At 67.3% G+C, this 22,046-nt stretch carries 23 protein-coding genes; 9 read left to right on the top strand and 14 right to left on the bottom strand.

All coding sequences use genetic code 11. The features are described from left to right. The coding region (locus LCI23_RS07590; RefSeq protein WP_224945827.1) for a DUF6531 domain-containing protein at positions 1 to 2,583 on the bottom strand (2,583 nt) is incomplete at its 3' end. A 35-nt stretch (positions 2,584 to 2,618) separates the two neighbouring features. Beyond that, the gene (locus LCI23_RS07585) at positions 2,619 to 3,098 is read right to left on the bottom strand and encodes a DUF1795 domain-containing protein (RefSeq protein WP_224945826.1); all 480 of its coding nucleotides are present in this window, start codon (positions 3,096 to 3,098) and stop codon (positions 2,619 to 2,621) included. 356 nt (positions 3,099 to 3,454) lie between these two features. On the opposite strand from LCI23_RS07585, the gene LCI23_RS07580 reads away from it, so the two are divergent. The 4 genes from LCI23_RS07580 (at position 3,455) to LCI23_RS07565 (ending at position 6,600) form a co-directional block, all read left to right on the top strand. Further along, positions 3,455 to 4,099: a YitT family protein gene (locus LCI23_RS07580; protein WP_224945825.1), complete on the top strand. Its 645-nt coding sequence runs from the start codon at positions 3,455 to 3,457 to the stop codon at positions 4,097 to 4,099. A gap of 75 nt (positions 4,100 to 4,174) precedes the next feature. Then, positions 4,175 to 4,948, top strand: coding sequence for a helix-turn-helix transcriptional regulator (locus LCI23_RS07575; protein WP_224945824.1), 774 nt, complete (start codon positions 4,175 to 4,177; stop codon positions 4,946 to 4,948). Between the two features lie 164 nt (positions 4,949 to 5,112). Then, positions 5,113 to 6,072 carry a porin gene (locus LCI23_RS07570; RefSeq protein WP_224945823.1) on the top strand — a complete coding sequence of 320 codons (960 nt, stop codon included), beginning with the start codon at positions 5,113 to 5,115 and terminating at the stop codon, positions 6,070 to 6,072. A 108-nt stretch (positions 6,073 to 6,180) separates the two neighbouring features. Beyond that, the gene (locus LCI23_RS07565; RefSeq protein WP_224945822.1) at positions 6,181 to 6,600 is read left to right on the top strand and encodes a hypothetical protein; all 420 of its coding nucleotides are present in this window, start codon (positions 6,181 to 6,183) and stop codon (positions 6,598 to 6,600) included. Here LCI23_RS07565 and LCI23_RS07560 read toward each other — a convergent pair. Further along, entirely contained in the window at positions 6,577 to 7,599 is a 1,023-nt protein-coding gene (locus LCI23_RS07560; RefSeq protein WP_224945821.1) for an SDR family oxidoreductase, read from the bottom strand. The genes LCI23_RS07565 and LCI23_RS07560 overlap by 24 nt on opposite strands. Positions 7,600 to 7,789: 190 nt before the next feature. Here LCI23_RS07560 and LCI23_RS07555 point away from each other — a divergent pair, with 190 nt between their 5' ends. After that, positions 7,790 to 8,332, top strand: a complete 543-nt coding sequence (locus LCI23_RS07555) for a hypothetical protein (RefSeq protein WP_224945820.1) — start codon at positions 7,790 to 7,792, stop codon at positions 8,330 to 8,332. 23 nt (positions 8,333 to 8,355) lie between these two features. Here the strand turns inward: LCI23_RS07555 and LCI23_RS07550 are convergent, their stop codons facing one another. Next, positions 8,356 to 9,369 (bottom strand): sulfate ABC transporter substrate-binding protein, encoded by a 1,014-nt coding sequence (locus LCI23_RS07550; protein ID WP_224945819.1) that lies wholly within the window; start codon positions 9,367 to 9,369, stop codon positions 8,356 to 8,358. 121 nt (positions 9,370 to 9,490) lie between these two features. Next, positions 9,491 to 9,703, bottom strand: coding sequence for a hypothetical protein (locus LCI23_RS07545; RefSeq protein ID WP_224945818.1), 213 nt, complete (start codon positions 9,701 to 9,703; stop codon positions 9,491 to 9,493). A gap of 158 nt (positions 9,704 to 9,861) precedes the next feature. Between LCI23_RS07545 and LCI23_RS07540 the strand changes: the two genes are divergently transcribed. Next, a complete protein-coding gene (locus LCI23_RS07540) occupies positions 9,862 to 10,599 on the top strand; it encodes a phosphatase PAP2 family protein (RefSeq protein WP_224945817.1) in 738 nt (245 codons plus the stop codon). 13 nt (positions 10,600 to 10,612) lie between these two features. Beyond that, entirely contained in the window at positions 10,613 to 11,449 is an 837-nt protein-coding gene (locus LCI23_RS07535) for a metallophosphoesterase (RefSeq protein WP_224945816.1), read from the top strand. A gap of 16 nt (positions 11,450 to 11,465) precedes the next feature. Here LCI23_RS07535 and cls read toward each other — a convergent pair whose 3' ends face one another. Both cls and LCI23_RS07525 read right to left on the bottom strand, forming a co-directional pair. Further along, complete coding sequence (cls, locus tag LCI23_RS07530) at positions 11,466 to 12,854, bottom strand: cardiolipin synthase (protein ID WP_224945815.1); 1,389 nt, start codon at positions 12,852 to 12,854, stop codon at positions 11,466 to 11,468. After that, positions 12,851 to 14,974: a site-specific recombinase gene (locus tag LCI23_RS07525; protein WP_224945814.1), complete on the bottom strand. Its 2,124-nt coding sequence runs from the start codon at positions 14,972 to 14,974 to the stop codon at positions 12,851 to 12,853. Before LCI23_RS07525 ends, cls begins: the two co-directional genes overlap by 4 nt. A gap of 120 nt (positions 14,975 to 15,094) precedes the next feature. Here LCI23_RS07525 and LCI23_RS07520 point away from each other — a divergent pair, with 120 nt between their 5' ends. After that, positions 15,095 to 15,931 carry a branched-chain amino acid aminotransferase gene (locus LCI23_RS07520; RefSeq protein WP_224945813.1) on the top strand — a complete coding sequence of 279 codons (837 nt, stop codon included), beginning with the start codon at positions 15,095 to 15,097 and terminating at the stop codon, positions 15,929 to 15,931. A gap of 104 nt (positions 15,932 to 16,035) precedes the next feature. Here the strand turns inward: LCI23_RS07520 and LCI23_RS07515 are convergent, their stop codons facing one another. The 4 genes from LCI23_RS07515 to LCI23_RS07500 form a co-directional block, all read right to left on the bottom strand. Next, on the bottom strand, positions 16,036 to 16,698 hold the full coding sequence (locus LCI23_RS07515; protein ID WP_224945837.1) for an OmpA family protein: 663 nt from the start codon (positions 16,696 to 16,698) through the stop codon (positions 16,036 to 16,038). A 91-nt stretch (positions 16,699 to 16,789) separates the two neighbouring features. Then, the gene (locus LCI23_RS07510; protein ID WP_020652694.1) at positions 16,790 to 16,936 is read right to left on the bottom strand and encodes a lmo0937 family membrane protein; all 147 of its coding nucleotides are present in this window, start codon (positions 16,934 to 16,936) and stop codon (positions 16,790 to 16,792) included. Positions 16,937 to 17,035: 99 nt separating this feature from the next. Further along, positions 17,036 to 17,263 carry a hypothetical protein gene (locus LCI23_RS07505; protein ID WP_224945812.1) on the bottom strand — a complete coding sequence of 76 codons (228 nt, stop codon included), beginning with the start codon at positions 17,261 to 17,263 and terminating at the stop codon, positions 17,036 to 17,038. Between the two features lie 190 nt (positions 17,264 to 17,453). Continuing rightward, positions 17,454 to 18,233: a glycine zipper 2TM domain-containing protein gene (locus tag LCI23_RS07500; protein WP_224945811.1), complete on the bottom strand. Its 780-nt coding sequence runs from the start codon at positions 18,231 to 18,233 to the stop codon at positions 17,454 to 17,456. A gap of 207 nt (positions 18,234 to 18,440) precedes the next feature. Between LCI23_RS07500 and LCI23_RS07495 the strand changes: the two genes are divergently transcribed. Continuing rightward, entirely contained in the window at positions 18,441 to 19,169 is a 729-nt protein-coding gene (locus LCI23_RS07495; RefSeq protein ID WP_224945810.1) for a Crp/Fnr family transcriptional regulator, read from the top strand. Between the two features lie 115 nt (positions 19,170 to 19,284). On the opposite strand, the gene LCI23_RS07490 is transcribed toward LCI23_RS07495, so the two are convergent. From LCI23_RS07490 to LCI23_RS07480, 3 genes are all read right to left on the bottom strand, one after another. Beyond that, entirely contained in the window at positions 19,285 to 19,506 is a 222-nt protein-coding gene (locus LCI23_RS07490) for a glycine zipper 2TM domain-containing protein (protein WP_224945809.1), read from the bottom strand. Positions 19,507 to 19,528: 22 nt separating this feature from the next. Continuing rightward, the gene (locus LCI23_RS07485; RefSeq protein ID WP_224945808.1) at positions 19,529 to 19,864 is read right to left on the bottom strand and encodes a BON domain-containing protein; all 336 of its coding nucleotides are present in this window, start codon (positions 19,862 to 19,864) and stop codon (positions 19,529 to 19,531) included. 99 nt (positions 19,865 to 19,963) lie between these two features. Next, a complete protein-coding gene (locus tag LCI23_RS07480) occupies positions 19,964 to 22,018 on the bottom strand; it encodes an AsmA family protein (protein WP_224945807.1) in 2,055 nt (684 codons plus the stop codon). Between the last annotated feature and the right edge of the window lie 28 nt (positions 22,019 to 22,046).

The raw sequence follows: 22,046 nt of genomic DNA, 5'->3' as shown, positions 1-22,046 counted from the left end.
GGTGAAGCGCACGCTGTCGGGCTTGATACCCAGTGCGGTGCCGGTGCCGCTCGGAATGCGTTCGGCGGCAAGCAGGCGGTCGCCGTCGTCCCACGTATAGCTGGTCAAGGCGGTGGCCGTGGCCTGCGACAGGAGCCGCCCCATACTGTCGCGTTCGAAGCGGGTGCTGCGCCGTGCGCGCTCCGCCGCACCGGCAACCGGAGCGCCGACCGTTTCCAGCGAACGCAGCTCGCCCACGCCGTCATAGCGCAGATGGCGTTCGACCCCGTCCGGACGGATCTCGCACGCCAGGCGGTCGCCGTGGTCGTAAGTAAAACGGTAGCGGGTGTCGCTGTCGGTAGCCAGCTCCACCAGCCGGCCCTGGCTGTCGTAGCGGTAGCGCAGGTGGCGCTGGGCCGGGTCGGTGGCGTCGAGCGCCTGGCCGCGGCTGTTGCGCAGCCAGCGCTGCACGCGGCCGCGTGCATGGTGCTCGACCAGCAGGCCGGCGGCGTCGTATGCGTATTGTTCGGTGCTGCCGTCCGGCAGCGTTACCTGCAGCGCTTCGCCGGTGCGCCGTCTCTGGTAGCGCGTGGTGTGTCCGAGCGCATCCGTCACCGCAACGAGGTGGCCGTCAAGGTCGTAGTCGTAGCGGGTGATCTTGCCGGAACAGTCGGTGTAGGCGGTGAGCAGGCTGCGCAGGTCCCAGGCCATGCGCCGGCGGCCGCCGCGCGCGTCGATGTGCGCCAGCGGCTGCGGGGAGGGTGCATCGTCGTACTCGTAGGCTTCGCTGCGCCCGAGCGGATCGCGGGTAGCGAGCAGGCGTCCGAAGTGGTCGTAGTTCGCCTGCCAGCGGCTGCCGTCCGGCAGGCGCAGGTCGGCCACGCGCAGGCTGTGGCCGTCGTAGCCGGTGCGGGTGACTCGCCCGAGCGGGTCGGTTTCGGCGACGATGCGGCCCAGGTCGTCATACTCGAACGCGACCCGGCGCTTGCCCGGCAGGTGCAGCGCCACCGGCTGGCCGCTGGCGTTGTAGTCGATGTGGTACTCGGCACCGTCCAGGTCGGTGCATGCGACGACCTGGTGCTGCTCGTCGTAGGTCCAGTGGGCCTGGCGACCCAGCTCGTCGTCGACCCAGGTTTGGCGCCCCGCGGGATCGTAGCGCAAGCGCGCGTGGGCGCCTTCGCTGGTGCTGCAGGTGGCGACCCGGGCTTGTCGGTCGATCTGCTCCCACGCGTAGCTGCAGCGAAACCCGAGCGCGTTGACATGGCTGCTCATCAGGCCGTCGGTATAGGCGAACTGGCGTACCACGCTGCCGTTGGCATCGGTCACCGACGCGAGCTGGCCCTGCCCGTCGTAGCCGTAGCGCACCAGGAAGCCCGGGCTGCCGCCTTCGAGGGACTCGATGCCGCTCAGGCGCGCATATGGGCCGGCGTAGTGCAGGACCAAGCGCTGGCCGGCGCTGGTGTCGATCATGCTCACCTGGCCCGCCGCATCGCGGGTATAGGCGTGCCACTGGCCGCAGCGGTCTTCCACCCGGCGCAACCATGCGGTGTCGCCGGCGTGTCCGCCGAGCGGCCCGAAGTCGTGGAAGCTATCGTTGAGATCGTGCAGGATGTAGCGGCCGTCGCTGGCGTGGACGAGGTAGCACTGCTCGGTGTCGCTGTAGGCCGACTGCCCGGGCTGCAGGGCAGGGAAGCCGGTTTCGCGGCCCTGGCCATCGCTCAGCCAGACCTTGCCGTCGCGCAGCGTCAGGCGCAGGTCCCAGGGCAGCACCCAGCCGCGGCCCAGGCTACCTTCATGCACGAGGTTGCTGGCGTAGAAGCGGCTGCAGGTGAATGGCAGCGCACCGGGCAGCACGAAGTCGACTTCTTCCTCGGCGAGCAGGACCTTACGGCCGGTCGTCACCTCCACCGGGTGGCCGTATAGTCCTCCGATCGCACGGCTGACGACCGGCGCGGCCACGTAGCGGCCAATGGCTTCGCCCGCAACGAAGCCCGCGGTGTACTTGGCGGCGCAGGGCAGCACGGCACGCGACAGGCCAGCCCGCAGGATGCCGCCGAAGCCGGTCGCGAATGCGGCGACGGTGAAGGCGAGGTCGGCGCGCATGCGGATTAATTCCGGGATCTCGTCGGCCACCGGCAGCCGCAGTTCCGCGTTGGTGCCGCCGCCAATGTAGACGTCGGGCGAGCCGGCATCGATCCTGGCGCCGCAGGTGATCGCATCGGCCTTGCGCGCTGCGGGCAAGCCGTTGATGTACACCGAGGACGAGCCTTCCGCGATGTTCAGTACCGGCGGGTGCTTGTCGCACAGGGCGGTGTCGACGATGGCGCGGGCAGCGGCCAGTCCGTTGACGAAGACGTTCGATGCGCCGCTGCTGATGGCGCCCGAGGGCGTGGAAAACATCCCCCCTATCATTTCACCGAGCATGGCCATGGCCGGCGCCGCCAGGCCTGCCAGCGTGGCCAGCACGACGCCGAGCAGGCCGCAGCTGGCGATGGTGAGCGCGGCCGCGACGATGAGTGCGATCCCGATCGCCGCGCCGATCAGGAATCCGGTCAGCGCACTGGTATGCGCAATGGGGTCGCCGAGGCGTGCTGCTTCAGTCATGGCTGTGATGGAAGAGGGAGGAAGGCCGAAACCTGTCAGCCGGCCGCGGCGTCGCTGGACTGCGCATGCGCGAAGCTGCGCAGGAAGCCGCGCCACAGGTCTTCGAAGGCGGCGTCGGCCCGGCGCGGCGTGGTCGCGCTGACGATCAGGGCCCGGCCCGGGGCGACCAGGAACACCGCCTGGCGCTGGCGCAGGACCTGGGCGCCGTTGCGGTACTGGCAGTCGATGCGCTCGCCGCTCAGTGCCGTCTCTCCCTCGCCCAGCGTGTCCGCGCCCTGGGCCAGAAGCTTGTGGCCGGGCAGGCGGCGCTTCAACAGCGCCAGCTGGCGGTCGACGTAGGCGGGCAGGCTTTCCCCTTCGTTGAGGCGGTCGCGGGTGATGCTCAGGTTGGGCGCGTGCTGCGGGTCGGCGGGAACGAAAACGTTCGTTGTCCGGTCGTCGAAGCCCTGTGGCAGGCCGATGCTGCCTTCAGGCAGCGTGACGCGTCCGGATGCTGTGTTGCGCGCAGGGTTCATGGGCTGGCCGTGATCGTCAAGGGATGAACCCTGAACTCTATTGGCCGTGGCGGTCGTGTACCTTGATCGTGGACAGGGGCAGCTCTTGTCCCGTGCCCGCCCGCGAACACTAGTTATGCGCTGTGCGAATGACCGACATGCGCGCGCACGCACTTACATTGCGCTGCAACATGAGTAATAATAACGGGCTGTACACAGCAGTACCATCCAGATTCCCGCGTTTTACCGCGCCATCGACTTTCTTGATTGTGCGTCAGCGCAACATTGTCATTCTTGATAACTGTGAGGAAAATGAAGCGCAGCTTCCTGTCCGGTTCCCCGATGTTCCAGTCCGCCTTGCACGCGGGGCTGCTGCCATGATGCAGGGCCGCCTGCAATCCGCTGCGGGGCCGGCGCGGCCGGTGCAGGTCGAGCCGCACACGCTGTTCGACGACGTGTATGGCATTGCCGTTGGCGTGCTGTTCGTCGTCATGGGCGTCCTGCTGCTGCAGGCTGCCGGGCTGATCACGGGTGGCGTGGCCGGCATCTCCCTGCTGGTGTCCTACCTGTCGGGCTATTCGGTCGGCCTGCTGTTCATGCTCATCAACCTGCCGTTCTTCCTGTTCGGCTACCTGTTCATGGGCGCGCGTTTCACCGTCAAGTCGCTGGCCGGCAGCGTCCTGATCATGGCCATGCTGAAGCTGATCCCGAGCGGACTGGTGATCGGTCACGTGCATCCGATGGTCGCGGCGCTCGGCGGCGGCACCTTCTGCGGCATGGGCATCCTCGCGCTGGCGCGCCATGGCGCGGGCGTGGGCGGCACCGGCATCGTCACGCTGTGGCTGCAGAAGCGCTATGCGATCAACGCCGGCCGTACCCAGGTGGCGATCGACGCGGTGATCCTGCTGGCCGCGCTCGCCATGGTGAAGCCGCAACTGGTGGGCTGGTCTTCGCTGAGTGCGATCGCCATGAGCAGCATGGTCATGGCCTGGCACCGCCCGGGCCGCTATTTCGGCAACTGAGCGTCCCCGGCAGGCTTGCCCGCCGGGCAGGGCGGCTGCTACCATCGCCGCACCTGTCAACTGCCCAGCTGCCGCATGTCCGAGATCACCCAACTCATCGCCACCCTCAAGCGCGAACTCAAGCGGCAGGGCAGGACCTACCGCGACGTCGCGGCCGCGCTCAAGCTGTCCGAGCCGAGCGTCAAGCGCCTGTTTGCCAGCGAACAGTTTACGCTCGAGCGCCTGGTCGAGGTCTGCGCGCTGCTGGGCCTGACGCTGGCCGAGCTGGCGCAGGAGGCGGGGCAGGGCCAGCAGCGCCTGCGCACCTTGAGCCCGGCGCAGGAGCGCGAGCTGGTCTCGGATGCGCGCCTGCTGCTGGTGACGGTGTGCGCGCTGAACCATTGGACCATGGCCGAGATGCTGCAGGCTTATCGCCTGGGCGAAGCCGAATGCGTGCAACTGCTGCTGCGCCTGGACCGCCTGAAGCTGATCACCCTGCTGCCGGCCAACCGCATCCGCCTGAACGTGGCGCGCGACTTCGACTGGCTGCCGGGCGGGCCGATCCGCCAGTATTTCCGCGAGCAGGGCATGCCCGAGTTCATCGACAGCGCCTTCGGGCGCGGCGACGAATCGCTCGACTTCGTGCACGGCATGCTGACCGAAAGCGCGCGCGCCAAGCTGCAGGCCGAGCTGCGCCAGCTGCGGGCGCGCTTCGCCCTGCTGCACGAGGAAAGCCTGGCCGCGCCGCTGCCCCAGCGCCGCGGCACCGGCCTGCTGCTGGCCTTGCGCGAATGGGAGCCGGCCGCGTTCGCGCAATTGCGGCGCGCGCCCGCACGCGCCTTGCCGGCCGCAATGCCGTCCTCGCCCTGATCCGCTGAGCCAGCCCCCGGTTCCCTTGCCATCGGCCACGCATGTCCGGCGAGCTTGCCACGTGCGGCACGGGCAAACATATGTACAAGTCGCGTTTTATGTGAGGTATTAGACAGATCAGCCCGTCAAAGCGGGGAATCATGGTGCCAGAGAGGAATGTCGCCATGAAGATGTCCATCGTCGCATGCGCCGTGCTCGGAGCGAGCGCGGCTTGCGCCTCGGCCCAGGACGGGTTCGCATCCACGGATGCCGGGGCGGTCCAGCACACCGGCTGCAGCGCCGACTGCAAGCCGGTGCCCGCCGGTACCGGTCGCACTACCGACATCCCGGCGATCTTCACGCTGGAGACGGCGCACGAGGCGGAACAGCGGCGCACCCAGGCTGCGCAGACGCTGACCGTCGGACGCCAGTACAGCCTGGAATTCCTGGCGCTCACCGACGTGGGCGACCCTTTCCACGGCGGCCTGGCCGGCAGCGGCAATGGCGCCGCGGCCCTGCGCCGGGTCGACGACAGCGTCACCTACCGCAGCGAATCGGGCCACTTCAGCGCCGGCTCGTCCTGGGGCAAGGGCGACCTCGACGGCTCGCCCTCGGGGCGCGCCTGGGGCATGTCGGTCGGCTTCAGTGCCGGTCCGTTCACGCTGCGCGCGGCGCACCAGAACCGCAACGTGGCCAAGGTCACGCGCTACGACCAGGTCGGCATCACGATGGCGGCCAAGAATTCGATCGTCGCCGCCAACCTGCGGCTCGGCTGGGGCACGGCCTACGCGGCCTACAGCGCCAGCCGCGGCTGGGGCAGCTCGCCCCTGTTCAACCCGGACAACCCGTACGGCGCCGGCATCACCACCGTGCCGTCCACCGACAGCCGCGACGTGCTGGCCGGGGTGGCCGTCCCCATCAGCCGCGCCACCACGCTGCTGGCCTCGTACATCCGCAAGAACGACCGCGACCCGGCCGACCGCGACGCGCGCCAGGTCGCGATCGGCGCCACCTATGCGGTCTCGCGCAAGCTCGATTTCTATGCGGCGTATTCCCACATCCGGCACCAGAGCGGGATCCGGAATGCCAGCGTGCGCGAGGGCGGCGGCGGGGCGATCAACCTCGGCATGCGGCGCGCCTTCTGAGCCGTTCGGCCCGCATCCGGGGCGACGCGCCCCCGCAAAACAGGCTAGCCTGTTCCCAGGGCTGACATGGCCATTCGTTCAGATCAATCACCGTTTTTGGAGGTATTTATGACAGGCGCAAGCACACTCGATCCGGACAACTTCCCGGAAGGCCCGGACCGCAGCCTCGGCAAGGGGCATGGTATCGACGCACTCGGCCCGAGCGACATTTCCGACACCGGCAGCGACGTGGTCGGCGGTCCCGGCTTCGCCGAGGGCCTGGACCCGGACCAGACCCTCGACTTCGACCGCGGCACCACCTCCGACATGGAGCAGGGCCACGCGGGCGGCACCGCCGGGCCGGACGTCGGCGACGCCGACTTCTCGGGCGACAGCGACCTGGGCGGCACTGGTGAGCGCGCCGCGGCCGGACGCGACAGCGTGGCGAAGGACGGCGCCGACATCGGCACCGACCGGGTGGTGTCCATCCCCGACCTGCCGCTGACCGAGGAGGATACCGAGTTCCTAACGAGCAAGCCGCCGCGATAGGCTGAAGGCGGCCAGCAGGGCCCCGCCGCCCACCAGGGCGGTCATCAGGGGCGAGGAGCGCAGACTGGTCTGGGTGTACAGGCTGCGCTCATGGACGTTCTGCGGCATGCCCTGGCGCTGGCGCAGTTCGGTCGCGGGATCGGGCTTGTACAGCGCGTCGCGGCGGTTCGGCGGGGTAGGGCGGCTCGACTTCTGCTGCTTGAACATGCTGGCGTTCATGTAGCGGTCGAACATGGCGGGCATCAGCTTGGCGCCGGCCGCGATCATCTTCGAGGCGCCGCCCGCGTAGGCGTCACGCTTCGGATGTTCGGCGCAGTACAGGATGGTCTCGGCCACCACTTCCGGCGCATACACCGGCGGCGGCAGCGCCGGTTCCCGGTCCATGTAGTTGCGGGCGTGCACCGCGAACATGGTATCGATCGCGGCCGGGCGCACCAGGGTCACCTGCAGCGGCGCGTCCTCCTTCTCCAGTTCCATGCGCAGCGCATCGGTAAACCCCTTCACCGCGTGCTTGGAGGCCGCATACATGCCCTGCATCGGGATCGCGCGCTCCGACACCTCGCTGCCGACGTTGATGATGGCGCCGCCACCGCGGCGCTTCATGCGCCGGGCGGCTTCCAGCGAACCATTCACGGTACCCCAGAAATTGGTCTGGAACAGGCGGTGATGGTCTTCCGGCTCCACTTCTTCGAGGCGGCCGAACACCGAGATGCCGGCATTGTTGACCCAGGTGTCGATGCGGCCGAAGCGGGCAATGGCCTGCTCGCCAATCTTCTCGACATCCGCGATCTCGCCGACGTCGGCCGCCACGGTCTCGACCGCGACGCCCCTGCCGCGCAACTCATCGGCCAGTTCGGCCAGTGCTTCCTTGCTGCGCGCGGCCAGCACGAGGCGCGCGCCGCGCGCCGCTGCCATGCGCGCCGTGGTGAGACCGATGCCGCTGGTGGCGCCGGTGATGACCATGACCTGGTCGTGAAGTTTGCGCAATCTGATTGCCATGACGTGATCCTTTTCAAGATGGAAGAGGAGGGCTGCCCGCGACCTGGGCCGCAGGGACAGGCCTGGATGGATGGCGCTATGCTAGCCCGGCTGGCGAATCCGCCGGTTTCGCTTGCCTTGCGGACAGTTGTGACTTGCCGCCCGCGGCTGCGGGCCGTAGAGTAGCGGCGACGCCGCTCATCCATCGACCATGCACAGCCCACCCACCCAGCCCGCCCCCATAACGCCGGAACCACTCCACATCCGTTGCCCGCGCCCGAAGGAGCCGCTGGGGCTGCTCCTTTCCTGCGCGGCCTTCGGGGTGCTGGCCATGGCGGGCGCGAAGCTGGTGAACGACCCGGAGGGCTTTTCCTGGTTCACGGCCTGGGTCATGGTCCTGTTTGGGACAGCACTGGCGGCGCTGGTCTACCGCAACCTGTGCGTGCGCGACACGCTGTACCTGTACCGGGACCGGCCCGAAGACTGGGCCGAAGGAAGCGAGGAAATGCTGGTGCTGGAAGCCGGCTGCGTGCGCACGCTGCGCGTCTGTCCGGTGCCGGAGCCGACCTCGTCCGAAGGCAAGTTCGCCGCGCTCGGCGTCGGGCCGGGACTGATCGAGATCGGGACCGCGGACGGCTGCTACCGCTTCGGGGCCGGCCTGGACGAAAACGGTGCCCGCACCGTGGCCGGCCGCATCGCCGCCTATTGCGGCCTGCAGGAAGCAGGGCCGCAGTGGAAGCTGCCGGGCGCGTAGAGGCCGCCTGCTGCCGGCGCGGCCTACTTGCCCGGCTGGTAGAGTTGGTCGAACAGGCCGCCGTCGGCGAAATGCGCTTGCTGGGCCTGGGTCCAGCCGCCGAGCTCGGTAATCGGGAACAGTTTGATGTTCGGGAACTGCGACGCATACTTCTTCGCATGGCGCTCCACCGCGGGACGGTAGTAATTCCTGGCGACGATGTCCTGGCCTTCATCGCTGTACAGGAATTCCAGGTAGGCCTGGGCCAGCTTGCGGGTGCCGCGCTTGTCGACCGTCCTGTCGACCACGGCCACCGGCGGCTCGGCCAGGATGCTGAGCGAAGGCGCGACGATCTCGAATTTGCCCGGGCCCAGTTCGCGCAAGGCCAGCAGGGCTTCGTTTTCCCAGGCCAGCAGCACGTCGCCGATGCCGCGTTCCACGAAGGTCGTGGTGGCGCCGCGCGCGCCCGAGTCGAGCACCGGCACGTTCCTGTACAGCTTGCTCAGGTAATCCCTGGCGGTGGCCGGCGAGCCGCCCGGCTGGCGCAGCGCGTAGCCATAGGCCGCCAGGTGGTTCCAGCGCGCGCCGCCCGAGGTCTTCGGGTTCGGCGTGATCACCGACACGCCCGGCTTGACCAGGTCGCCCCAGTCGCGGATGCCTTTCGGATTGCCCTTGCGGACCAGGAACACGATGGTCGAGGTGTAGGGGGCGCTGCGATAGGCCAGGCGTTTCTCCCAGCCGGGCGCGATCAGGCCGCGCGCGCTGATGGCGTCGATGTCGTAGGCCAGGGCCAGGGTCACCACGTCTGCCGGCAGGCCGTCGATCACGGCGCGCGCCTGCTTGCCGGAGCCGCCGTGCGACTGCTTGACGGTGACCTTGTCGCCCGTCTTCGCCTTCCAGTAGCGCGAGAAGGCGGCGTCCACGTCCTGGTAGAGTTCGCGGGTCGGGTCGTAGGAGACGTTGAGCAGGGTGAGGTCCGCGGCGGCGGCGGAACCGTTCAACAGGGGGACCAGCAGGCTCAGGGCCGCCAGCGAATGCAGGAAGGTCTTGCGAAGCATGTCGTTCTTTCAGGAGCAGTGTGGAGCCTCTAGCGTACGGCCGGGCTCCGCCTGAAGGAACGAATTTATTCGCTTAACAATATGCGTTTTTTATGGCGCGCAATGGAGCACGGGTTGACGCTCAGTGCGCCTTCGAGAGGATCAGCAGCCAACGGCGCAGCAGCAGGATTTCGATATGGCCGGGCTCGACACCCGTATCGCATTCGATGACCGGATTCACGGCATAGAAACGCTTGCGGAAATCACGGGTGATCAGGACTTCGCGGCGACCGATGCGCAGCATAAAAGGGACAGGTGCATATTCCAGGCCGAAAGAGCTGTTCAGAGTGGTCATGGTGTTTTCCTTTTATTAAAATCGTTGGAGTGAGTAAAGAATAGCATAACCACTGTATAAATCTACAGTTACTGTGTGGATGTACAGTAATTTTTTTGCGCTGTGGTTTTTTCGCCAAGCACCACCAGATGCGCTTTGCAACCCCCGACCAAGGACCCATGCCGACTTCCTCCACCCTGCATACCGCTTCCCGATCCGCAGGCGAACCCGCCTTCCACCCGCGCGCCGCCCTGGCGGTCCTGCTGTTCTCCAGCACCGTGTTCGCGTGCCTGGCGCTCGCGGTGACCACCGGCGCGCCGATCACGCTGCTGGATGCGCATGCCGCGCAGTGGCTGCACGTGCATGCCCACGCCAACGGCGGCCTGCGCGCGGCGCTGCTCCTGCTGACCCATGTGCACAGCACCCCGGGCATCCTGGCGCTGGCGCTTGTCGCCGCGATCTGGCTGTATCGCCAGGGACAGCGCTACTGGATCCTGGCGCTGGTGGCCGCGGTACCCGGCGGCCAGTTGCTGAACGCGCTGCTCAAGCAGATGTTCGCGCGCGTCCGGCCGCAGTTCGCCGAGCCGCTGCTGGAGCTGGCTACCTACAGCTTCCCCAGTGGCCATGCGCTCGGCGCGACCGTCCTGTACGGCGTGCTGGCCTGCTATGCGGCGCGCCAGGCGCGCTCGCGGGCGGGCCGGGTGCTGCCCTTCGTGCTGGCGCTGGCCATGGTGGCGACGGTCTCCTTCTCGAGGATGTATCTTGGAGTCCATTATTTGTCCGACGTCGTGGCCGGGCTGGCCGAGGGCTGCGCCTGGCTGGCGCTCTGCCTCAGCGGCGTTGCCATCCTCGCGCGCCGGCGCCCGGACCTTGCCGGGCGTGCAGGCGCCGCCGTGCCGGAGGACAGCCCACGCTGAGAAAGGAGAATGGATGCGCACCCTGGTACACCTGTCGGACCTGCATTTCGGGCGGGTCGACCACCGCCTGCTGGCGCCGCTGCGCGAGCTGGTCGAGCGCATCGCACCGGACGTGCTGGTGGTCTCGGGCGACCTGACCCAGCGTGCCCGGCCGGAACAGTTCGAGGAAGCGCGCGCCTTCCTCGACACCCTGCCCGGACCGCAGATCATCGTGCCCGGCAACCATGACATCTCGCTGTACAACGTGTTCCGACGCTTCGTGAAGCCGCTCGAGCGCTACCGGCGCTACATCACCGACGAGCTCGAGCCGGTCTACATCGACGAGGAGATCGCGGTGGTCGGCGTCAATACCGCGCGCTCGCTGACCATCAAGGATGGCCGCGTGAGCCGCGAGCAGCTGGCGGCGGTACGCGCGCGCCTGACCGGCCTGCCGGCCTCGGTGACGCGCATCGTGGTAGCCCACCACCCCTTCGACCTGCCGGACCACTTCGAGGAGCGCGACCTGGTCAACCGGGCCGGACGCGCGATGCGGGCCTTTTCCGAATGCGGCATCGACATCCTGATGGGCGGCCACATGCACGCCAGCCACGCTGGCAGCACGGCCGCGCGCTACGAGATCAGCGAATACGCGGCGCTGGTGATCCAGGCTGGGACGGCGACCTCGACCCGCGGACGTGGCGAAGTCAATTCCTTCAATGTGCTGCGGGTCACGCCGGACCGGGTCGAGGTCGACCGCTACGGCTGGGATGTGGTGCACGGCCGCTTCGACGTGGCCGACACCGACAAGTTCCTGCGCGCTGGCAACGTCTGGACCCCGCACAACGACGGCCTGCTGGCCGCCGGCCTGTAGGCGCAGGAAGGCCGGCCTAGATCCAGTATTCGGCCAGGCGGCCCATGAATTCGCGGAGCCGGTCCTTCCAGGGCCGGTCGCGCCACCCTTCCAGCGTCACCTGCTTCGAGCTGCGCAGGTCTTCGTTGAAGGCGTTTTCCATGTCCTGGCCAAAGGCCGGGTCCAGCACCACCACGTTCAGCTCGTAATTGTGGATGAAGCTGCGGCGGTCGATGTTGGCCGAGCCGATGGTCGACCAGATACCGTCGATGACGGCCGTCTTGGCGTGCAGCACGGCCACCTGCAGCTGGTAGATCTTGACCCCGCCCTGGAGCAGTTCATCATAGAAGGCCTGCCCGGCGTGCTTGATCAGGTCGTGGTCCGACACCCCCGGCAGGACCAGCTTGACGTCGACGCCGCGCTGCGCGGCCGCCTTCAGCGAATCGACGATCTGCTGGTCCGGCACGAAGTAGGCGGAGGTGATGTGGATCGACTTCTTGGCCTCGTTCATCGCCACCATCAGCGATTTGTAGATCTCGGAATCGCGGTCCGGCGTGGTGGCCAGCACCCGCATCACCTTGTCGCCGACCGGGGCCAGGCGCGGGAAGTAGTCGGCCTGCGGCAGCTCGCCGGCATCCTGGCGCACCCAGTTGTCGATGAAGGCGTACTGTAGCGCGGCCACGGCCGGGCCTTCGATGCGGATGTGGGTGTCGCGCCAGCCCACTTGCTCGCTGTCCACCGTTTCCGGCTTCTTGCGCGAACGGAACAGCGAGCTGTTGGCATAGGTCTCGCTGATGTTGATGCCGCCAGTAAAACCGACCCGGCCGTCGACCACCATGATCTTGCGGTGGTCGCGGTTGTTCAGCTGCCAGTTGCCGGGGCGCTTGGTCGGATCGACCGGATTGAAGATCAGGACATTGATTCCGGCGGCGCGCATGCGCTCGAAGAATTCCTTGGGCGTGGCCAGGGTGCCGACACCGTCGGCGATGATGTTGACGATCACGCCCTGGCGCCGCTTTTCCGCCAGCAGTTCGGCGAACTGCAGGCCGATCGGATCGCGGTCGAAGATATAGGTTTCCAGGTTGATCGAGGACTTCGCCTCGCGCGCCGCCGCCATCATCTCGCGCATGGTGGCCGGGCCGTCGAACAGCAGGGTCACCTTGTTGCCGGGAATGAGCGGGGCGCCGGTGGCCTGTTCTTCCAGCAGCGCCAGCTGCTTCAGGTCGGGCGAGGCGTTTGCCCAGCGCTTGGCCAGCAGCTGGGCCGCCTGCTTCGGCTGCAGCATGCCGCGCGGCGTGGCCACCGTCGGCACCGCCTTGTGCGCGCTGTCCGGCAGGTCGCTCGCGTCGGGCAGGCTCTTGCATGAGGCGACCACGCAGACAAAGGCCAGGAAGGCCAGGAAAGTGCTTAGGCGCTTGTTCTTCATTTCGTGTCCTTCACGATGAGTTCGCTGCTAGGGTCGTCCTGGACCAGGGTGGGAGGACGGGTCTTCGGGCCGAGGAAGAAATCGATGGGCGAGGCCAGCAGGCGGCGCCCCAGCGCCTGCACCAGCAGGATGCCGCGCTTGAAGCGGATCTTGCGGGCGCGCATCGCCACCCACAGCGCCAGGCCGAAACTGACCAGGAGGTTGACGGCGCCGATCAGCAGGACGCCGGCGCCGGCGATGGCGACGTCTTCCAGCGGCAGCGCGTAGTCGAGGCCGACCAGGGCCGTGGCCAGGTTGGCCGTGGAGAAGGTGACGTGACGGATGTCGAGCGGCAGGCCGAGCAGGTAACCGACGGTGCCCGTCATGCCCAGCATGATGCCGAAGAAGAAGTTACCCATCAGGCCACCCAGGTTGTCCTCGATATAGTCGGCAAAACGGCCCAGGCGCTCTTCGCCGAGCAGGCGGCGCAGGCGGCGCAGCTGGCGCACACGCTGCCCCATGCGGGTGTACAGCGCCTTGTTGTCGTAGTAGCCGGAGATCAGTCCCGCCACGAACAGCCAGATGCCGGCGATGCCCGCGTAGAACAGGGCCAGGCTGTGCAGCGGATCGACGTCGGCCAGCAGGTGGTGCGCCTTGGCCGGATCGACGATGTGGTTGCCGTTGATGGCCTTGTAGCCCACCGCGATCGCCCAGGCCACCGGGAAGGCCAGCAGCACGTTGCCGAGCACAGCTACTATCTGGGTACGAAATACCTTGGTGACAAGGTCTGCCAGGCTATCCACATCCAGTCCGCGCCCGTTGTCGGCCTTGTGCAGCGAGGCCGCGATGTGCTGGGCCGTCATGGCCGGCTGCTTGGTGGCCACCGTGAAATGCAGGACGTAGATGAGGATGAAGCCCAGCGAATAATTCATGCTGAACAGGAAGGCCTCGACCAGGGGCGCGGTGCGCAGGTAGCCCAGCATGATCTTGAACATCGCCATGAATCCGACGATGAAGCCGGCACCCGAGGCCGCCACCAGCATGTGACGCAGGTCGCGCCGGGTTTCGGCGATGTAGTGCTCGCCGGTGCGGCTGGCGTTCTCGGTGACGTTGCGGGCTAGCAGATCGACATTGTCGCGCAGCAGGCCGCGCACCTGGTATTTCGTGTTGTGTGCTTCGATCAATTCCTCGGCGAGGGCGATCGCCGCCAGGCGCCGCGCGCTGGCCACCGGACTGCCCGGATTGGCGCTGCGGTTGGCCACTTCCTCCAGGTCGACCGTGGACGCGCTTGGCAGCTCGCCGCTGACATCCACCAGGTAGAGCAGCTTGTGCAGGCGGTCGATGCTCTGGTGCAGGGCCACCAGCAGATAGGTCAGGGCCACGCTGGTGCCGCTGGCCAGCGCGCTGCGCCGGATCCGCAGCACCACCGCCTCGCACTGGTCGAGCATCACCAGCAGGTGGCGGGCCGGTTCCGGCTGTGCGATCTTGCCGTCGAGGTAGCGCGCGTATTCGTCCAGGTAGTGGTTGACCTCGATGTTCTGCATCAGGAAGGGCGAGTCGAATTCCTCGATCTCGCCGTAGCTGTGGACCAGGCGCGGCTCCAGGCCAAGCGCGCAGATGCGGCAGGACAGGGTGCGGATCGCGTCGAGCAGGCCCATCAGGGTGACGTAGCGGGCCCGGTCCGGGGCCGTGTCCTGGGGCGGCGGCGCATTCGCGATGACATCGAACAGCACCATCCAGTCGCTGTTCGGCACCGCCCGGATCCAGACGTGGTCGTCCTCGTCGTACAGCACCTGGTTGAGCGCATCGGACAGGTAGAGGTCGTTGAACGCGGGCGGCAGGAAACGGTAGCTGACGCGACGCTTCAGTTCGGTGACGAAGCCATCGTTGGACAGGATGCCGATATCGCTGTACAGGCTGGTATGGCGGCGCTGCTCGAGCAGGGTGGTGAGGTAGCGCCGCAGGGCCCAGGCCTGCGATGGATTGCCCTTGAGCAGTTGGGTCAGGGTGCGCACCTGCCGCGCCGGATCGTCCTCCTTTTGCCAGACCCAGCGATGACGCGGGCGCAGGCAATCGACCAGGTCGACCAGCAGGTCGATCCGGTCGCTGTCAGGATGGATCCGTTCGAGAATGGCAAGCATGGGCAGTTGATCTTGTAAAACCGTAGTGTACGCGAGGCATCGACGCCGCATGGTTCGCCACCGAACAATGGCCACCCCGAAAGCGGTACACTGGCGGGCCGATGTCACCGTGAGACAAGCATGTACCTGACCTATTTCGATGGCCGCTGGAGCGAAGGCAATGTTCCACTGTATGGGGCGATGGACCATAGCCTGTGGCTGGGTTCCTCGGTATTCGATGGCGCCCGGGCCCTGCGCGGCCACTTGCCCGACCTGCGCCCGCACCTGGAGCGCGTGCTTGCTTCCAGCGAGAAGCTGGGCCTGCGCTGTCCCCTGGACGTGGACGAGATGGAGGCGCTGGTGCGCGAAGGCGTGGCGAAGTTTCCCGCCGATGCGGAACTCTACATCCGCCCGCTCGTGTTCGGCACCGACGGCTTCCTGATCCCGGTGGCCGAGGCCAGCCGCTTCGCGCTGACCATCTTCGACGCGCCGCTGCCGCCATTCAGCGGCTTCTCGGCCTGCCTGTCGACGCTGCTGCGCCCGCAGCCGAGCATGGCGCCGACCGATGCCAAGGCCTCGGCCCTGTATGCCAACTCGACCCGCGCGATGCGCGAGGCAAAAGCGCGCGGTTTCGACCAGGCGATCATGCTGGATGCCGATGGCAACGTGGCCGAGTTCGCCACGTCGAACCTGTTCCTCGTGACCGCCGATGGCGCCGTGGTGACGCCCCGGCTGAATGGTACTTTCCTGGCCGGTATCACGCGCGCGCGCGTGATCGCGCTGCTGGCGGAGGAGGGCGTGCGGGTCGAGGAGCGCAGCGTGGCGCCGGCCGAACTGCTGTCGGCACGCGAAATCTTCAGCACCGGCAACTATGGCAAGGTCACGCCCTGTACCCGCTACGAGGAGCGCATGCTGGAAGCCGGTCCGGTGGCGCATCGTGCGCGCGCGCTCTACCTGGCATTCACCGAGACCAGCTGAGTTACTGCACGGGGTGGCGCCGCGTGCTGCGCTGCGCACGGAACAAGGGCCGACAGCGTCGGCCCTTGAAGGCTTGTGGCGCGCATGCCAGCGCGCCAGTTCGCTTAGCCGCGTTCGGCGACGTAGATCTCGACGCGGCGGTTGCGCGCGCGGCTGGCGGCATCGTTGTTCGAGGCGATCGGCTCGCGTTCGCCGCGGCCTTCGATGGTGATGCGTGACGGGCTCACCCCACGTCCCGCCAGGTAGTCGCGGGTACGGGCCGCGCGGTCGACCGACAGCGGCTGGTTGATTTCCGGCGTGCCGGTGCTGTCGGTGTGGCCGATGATGATCACGGTGGTGGCCGGGTTCTCGTTCAGGGTGCTGGCGAAACGGTCGAGCACCGGCTGGAAGTTCGGCTTGATGTCCGAGCGTCCGGTATCGAACGAGACGTCGCTCGGAATCTCGAGCTTGAGGCGGTTGTCGGCCGTCTGGCTGACCTGCACCCCGGTGCCGCGGGTGGCCTGTTCCATCGCCTGTTTCTGGGCTTCCATCCGCTTCGACCAGATATTGCCGGCGACCGCGCCCAGGGCGCCGCCGATGACGGCGCCGCGGGTGGCGCGACCACTGCCGCCGCCGCTGGTGGTGGCGCCGATCACGGCGCCCAGGCCGGCGCCGATGCCGGCGCCCTGCGCGGTGCCGCGCTGGGTCGGGCTCATGTCGGCGCAGCCGGTGGCGGTCAGGGCCACGAGGGCGGCGGCCAGTACGGATTTCGTCAGTTTAGTATGCATCATGTTCTCCTTGAATGAAAAATCCGCTTCGCGCTCAAGCCCGTCCCGGGCAAGACTGCGAAACGGATTGGGGGCGAAAGGGAGCGCGCGGCTAGATGCCCCGTCCACTGATCAGGCGCACCAGGATCATGATCACGGCAACGACCAGCAGGATGTGGATGAAGCCGCCGATGGTGTAGGAAGTTACCAGGCCCAGCAGCCAAAGGACGATCAGGATGACGGCAATGGTGTATAGCATGATGCTGCTCCTTTACTTGGATCACGCGCTTCGGCGTCGTGGTTCCAGTATGCCGTCGCCCCTGGTCGCCCTCTGTACGATGGCGTACGGATGCTTGAATCACGTGCAAGCTTTTTCCTTGCGCAAGCCGGGAATCCAGCCCATGAAGCCGAGCAGTCCCGTGATCCCGATCAGGCAGGTCAGCAGGCCGCCTGCCACCAGGAAGACCACATCCTGCGCCTGCAGCCCGCCGGCAGCCGCTTCACCCGGCGGATGGGCCGAGAGCAGTCCGAATGCCGCCACGATCATTCCCCATACGATGATGCCGATCCATGCCATGCTGTTCATGATGCGTTCCCCTGTTCAATGGTTGCTCTAGCACCGCACGCAGTATCCGCGTGAAAGCATTGTCGGGTGAGCTCATCCATTGTTCCGTGCGCTGCCGCACATTGCATCCAAGAAAGTTGCTACACAAAAATAAAGGAGAGGCACCTTGCGGCGACTCTCCTCGGCATACCGGGCGGCGGCTGCGCCGGGCTCAGCTCACCGCGCGCAGGCGGCCCTTGACGATGCGAACCCGGTCGCCGCTGCGCCACTGCGGCGCCTTGCTCTGGCGGAAAGTGCGCACGCTGCCATCGTCGAGGCGCACCTTGATTTCGTAGCTGGTCGTGGCCTTCATGTTGCCCTCGACCTGGTTGCCGACCACGGCGCCGCCGATCGCGCCGGCCGCGGTGGCAAGGGTGCGGCCGCTGCCGCCACCGACCTGGTTGCCCAGCAGGCCCCCGATGACGGCGCCGCCGGCCGCACCCAGGCCGCTGCCCTGGGCGCGCTGCTTGATGGTGCGTACCGATTCCACGTTGCCGCAGTTCGAGCACCAGTTGCGCTCGCTGTCCGCGGCGGCGAGCTGTACCGGCCTGCTGGCCGGCCGCTCATGGACTGTCGTGGCTGCGGCCGCAGCCGTGGCCGCTGCCGCGGGCGCCACATAGGCAGTGGCCGGCGCATAGGCCTCGGCCGCCGGGGCCGGCTGGACCGGATAAGTGGCTGGTGCGCCACCAGTGGCTGGCCCGGCATAGCCCGGGGCCAGCTGCTGGCCCGGCACCGCTACGCCCGGTGCAGGCTGCAGTCCGCCCTGGGGCAGGGTGGAGGCCAGCGCCAGGCGCTCGGATTCGCTCAGCTGGCGCTCGCCGGTGCTGCCCACCGACGCGGGGATCCAGCCCAGGATGGCCGCGGTGCCGACCAGGCAGAACAGCAAAACCGCAAGGGCGGCCAGCATCATCAGCGGATGCATGCGTCCACGCGGGGAAGGGGAGGTAGTCATGTTGCGTCCTTTTCGGCTTGTCTTGTCGGGCCCGTCCGTGCCCGGGCCGGTTACTCCTTGCATGTTCGGATTGTCCTCAGGAACAACAGGCGGTTCCGTGCGTCACCGTACATACCCATGCGGAGGGCAGGGGTTACGCTGACCTAAATTGTTTGCAAATGTATCCGCCAGACGGTTTGCGCCATGCAGTCACCACGCGAGAATCCGATGAACTTTGCCGTACCGCCGCCCATCGTCGAACACAACAGCAACCTCTTGCTGGCCGCGCTGGCGCCGCAGGAACTGGCAGCCATCCTGCCGCTGCTCGATCCGGTCACGGTCGAGGTCGGAGATGTCCTGTGCGAAGCGGGCGAACCGCTGCGCCACGTGTACTTTCCCCACGATTGCCTGGTCTCGCTGATGGGCGTGGCCGAAGGCCGCATGACGCTCGAGGTCGGCCAGGTCGGGCGCGAGGGCATGGTCGGCGCCAGCGTGGCACCGGACCACGACAGCACCCAGGTGCGCGCGGTGGTCCAGCGCGCCGGCAGCGCCAGCCGCATGGAGGCCGCCCGCTTCCGCACGGAGGCGGCGCGCAACCCTTCGCTGCAACGGGTGCTGTACCGCTACACGGAAGCCCTGCTGGCGCAGGCGATCCAGATCGCCGTCTGCAGCCGCTTCCACGTCCTGGAGGCGCGCCTGGCGCGCTCGCTGCTGATCACCCGCGACCGGCTGCAATCCGACAAATTCCACCTCACCCATGAGTTCCTGGCCCATGCGCTCGGCGTACGCCGGGTTGGCGTCACCAAGGCCGCCAGCGCGCTGCAGCAGCAGGGGCTGATCATCTACAGCCGCGGCAATATCGAAATCCTCGATCCGGACGGCCTGGCGGCCGCCTCCTGCACCTGCTACGCGATCGTCAAGGACGCCGGCGCCCAAACGGTGGCCGGGCTGCGGTAAGCCTGGAGCCTGGAACGCGGGCATCGCCAGTGCATTCCGGGTCCACCAACAAAAAGGCCTGGCGGATGCCAGGCCTTCTCGTGTCGGAGTCGGATTAAAAAACGCTTGGTCCTGCTCAGTTGGTCTTGTTGACCTGGTTGCCGATGACGCCACCCACGGCTGCGCCACCCACGGTGCCCACGGCGCTGCCGCCGGTCAGCGCGCCACCGATGACCGCACCGGCGCCAGCGCCGATGGCGGTATTCTTGTCCTGCTGCGACATGCCCGAGCAGCCGGCCAGGCCGAGTGCGGCGGTTGCCAGGCTTGCGGTCACTACCAGTTGTTTGATGGTTTTCATGGTCATTCTCCTTAACGGTGGGTTATTTCAATCGCAAATCATTCCTGACCGATTTCACGCCCTGGACGGTACGTGCAACCGAGGCCGCTGCCGCGACGCTGTCTGCCGAGCTGACAAAGCCACTCAGCCGCACCACGCCCTGCGCGGTTTCGACGCCGAGTTCGGAAACCTTCAGCGCCGGATCGCCGGCAAGGGCCGCCTTGACACTGGCAGTGATGGCGGCATCGTCGACCGGACTCGCCGCCACACTGGGGCTTTCCGTCACCGCACATCCGGCAAGCTGGCCCATTAACTGAGTGACGAGCAGGGTGGCGAGCAGGGCACTGGCGATACGGTGCTGCTGGTTGAATCGCGTCATGCGGCAGTGTTCGTCGAGTCCATGGATGCAGAATAGGGTTTTCGTCACGGTCTGGTCTGTTCGACAACTCACAATTGCGTGCAAATTCCGCACCCCGGCTCAGCGCGTCTTGCCGGGCGGCGGGGCGCGCGGCTTCTCGCGCGACTCGGCGAGCAGGCGCGCGCAGTGGCTGTCCTCGCCCGGTCCGGTATTGATCAGGGGAATCAGGGCTGCCACCGGTGCCACCGCGGCCAGGGCAATGGCACTGCCGGCCTTCATTGCCAGCATGCCCTTGTCGACCGAGACGTCGGGCTGGCTGAACGGACCGCGCACGTAGAAGGGCGAGCGCAGCGAGAACAGGCGCAGGCCCTTGGTCTTTGGATCGATGCGCAGGTCCATCTGTTCGTTGGCCAGGTTGATGCTGCCGCTGATGTTGATCAGCGCTTCCTGGGTGTCGACCACGAAGTAGCGCGTGCGCGCCACCCCGTTGCGCACGTCGAAATCGGTGGCCATGCAGTTCAGCTGCACCTGCTTGTCGCCGAACAGCTTGGTGACGATGATGTTGGCCACGTTCAGGCCCATCATCTCGAGCAGCATCTTGCTGACCTGTCCCTGGTTGATCAGGGTCTTCAGTTCGCCGTTGGCGCCGGCGAGCAGGCTGGCCACGGAATTGCCCTGCGCGCTCAGGCTGGCGTCGCCGTTGATGCTGCCCACCGTCGCCTGCAGCTGCTCGATCTTCGGGAACAGCTTCTTGATCTCGATCTTGCGCGCGGTGACCTTGGCCTGGGCCTTGATCGCCTTCGGCCCTGCGCGTCCGCGGCCGTCGAGGCGGATATTCGAGCGCACCGTGCCGCCCGCCATCGCGAACTCGAGCGGCTCCAGGTCGAGCACTGCGTTGTTCATCTTGAGGTGGGTCGACAGCTTGCTGATCGGGAAGGCTGTCTCCCGGACGATGCGTTCGGCCGAGTAGCGCACGTCGGCATCGAGCTTGTTCCAGCGCTCGGTCTTGAATTCCTCGACCGGCAGTACCTTGCCGTTCGGCTGCAGTACGTCGGCATTGCGTTGTTTCTTGGCGGCGTTCGAGTCGGCGCCGATCAGGGGCGCCAGGTCGGCGAACACGAGCTGGCGCGAACGGATCTTGCCCGACAGCCTGGGGCGCGGCGCGCCGGTCGTGTACTCGAGGCGCCCGCCGATGTCGGAGGCGCCGACCTTGCCCTTGAAGCCGTCGTAGACCCAGCGGCTGTTCTCCTCGCCCAGGGTCCCGGTCAGGCGGCCCGAGGTCGAGAACGGTCCGGTGGTCGGCAGCACCACGCCGGTGAAGTGATACAGCTGGTCCATGCTGGGGCCGGCCAGCTCGAGGCGCAGGTCGATGGCCGCCAGCTTCGCGGGGCGGGTGACCGTGCCTTCCACCGCGATGTGGGTGGCGCCGGAACGCATGTCCGCCTGCACCGGATACGGGGTCGACTGCTGCTTGAGCGAGAGCACCGCGCCGGCCTTGCCGCCACCGCTTACTTTCGCGCCGTTGTAGCTGCCGTCGAGGGTCCAGCCCACGCCATAGCGGGGATTGCGCTCCAGGGTGCGCACGCGGGCCGTGACGTCGGACTTCGTCACCGCGTCCTCCATGTGCACGATGCCGTCGGTCAGCACCACGCGGTCGAGGTCGATGGTCCAGCCGGACTTCTTGTCCTGGCGCTTGAAGGTCCAGTTGTTGCGCTTCTCGTCCAGGCGCAGCAGGTCGACGCGCGGACCGTCAAAGCGCAACAGCGGGATGTGGATGGTGCGCGAGAGCAGGGCAAACGGATTGAGCGAGAACGAGAACTGGCGTGCGCTGCCCGCGTCCCGGGCCGGCAGCCCGGCCGGGTTGCCGATGTGGGTATCGTTGGCGATCAGGTGCGGCCAGGGAATGTGGTCGCGCCAGCTGCGCTCCGACGGCGCCATCGTGCGCGCGGGGCGCTCCCATTCCACGTCGAGGTCGCCGCGAATGGCAAACGGGCGTTCGATCGCCTGGCTGACCCTGGCGTTGATCCAGGGGCGGGCCCGGTTCCAGTCGAAGGTGAGGATGAAGATGATGGCGATCACCGGGATCGCCACCAGGATGCCCAGTGTGCCCAGCAGTATCTTGTTGCGGCGCGACGGATGACGGCCTTGCGCCGCCGGCTTTTCGGTCTCGGCCATGGCGGACTTTCATTGTAGTGATGGTTCC

Origin of the sequence: Massilia sp. MS-15, from assembly GCF_020176695.1 — a bacterium.
GTDB classification, from domain to species: Bacteria; Pseudomonadota; Gammaproteobacteria; order Burkholderiales; family Burkholderiaceae_D; genus Telluria; species Telluria hydrophila.
This window is presented reverse-complemented; position numbering and strand designations above follow the sequence as displayed.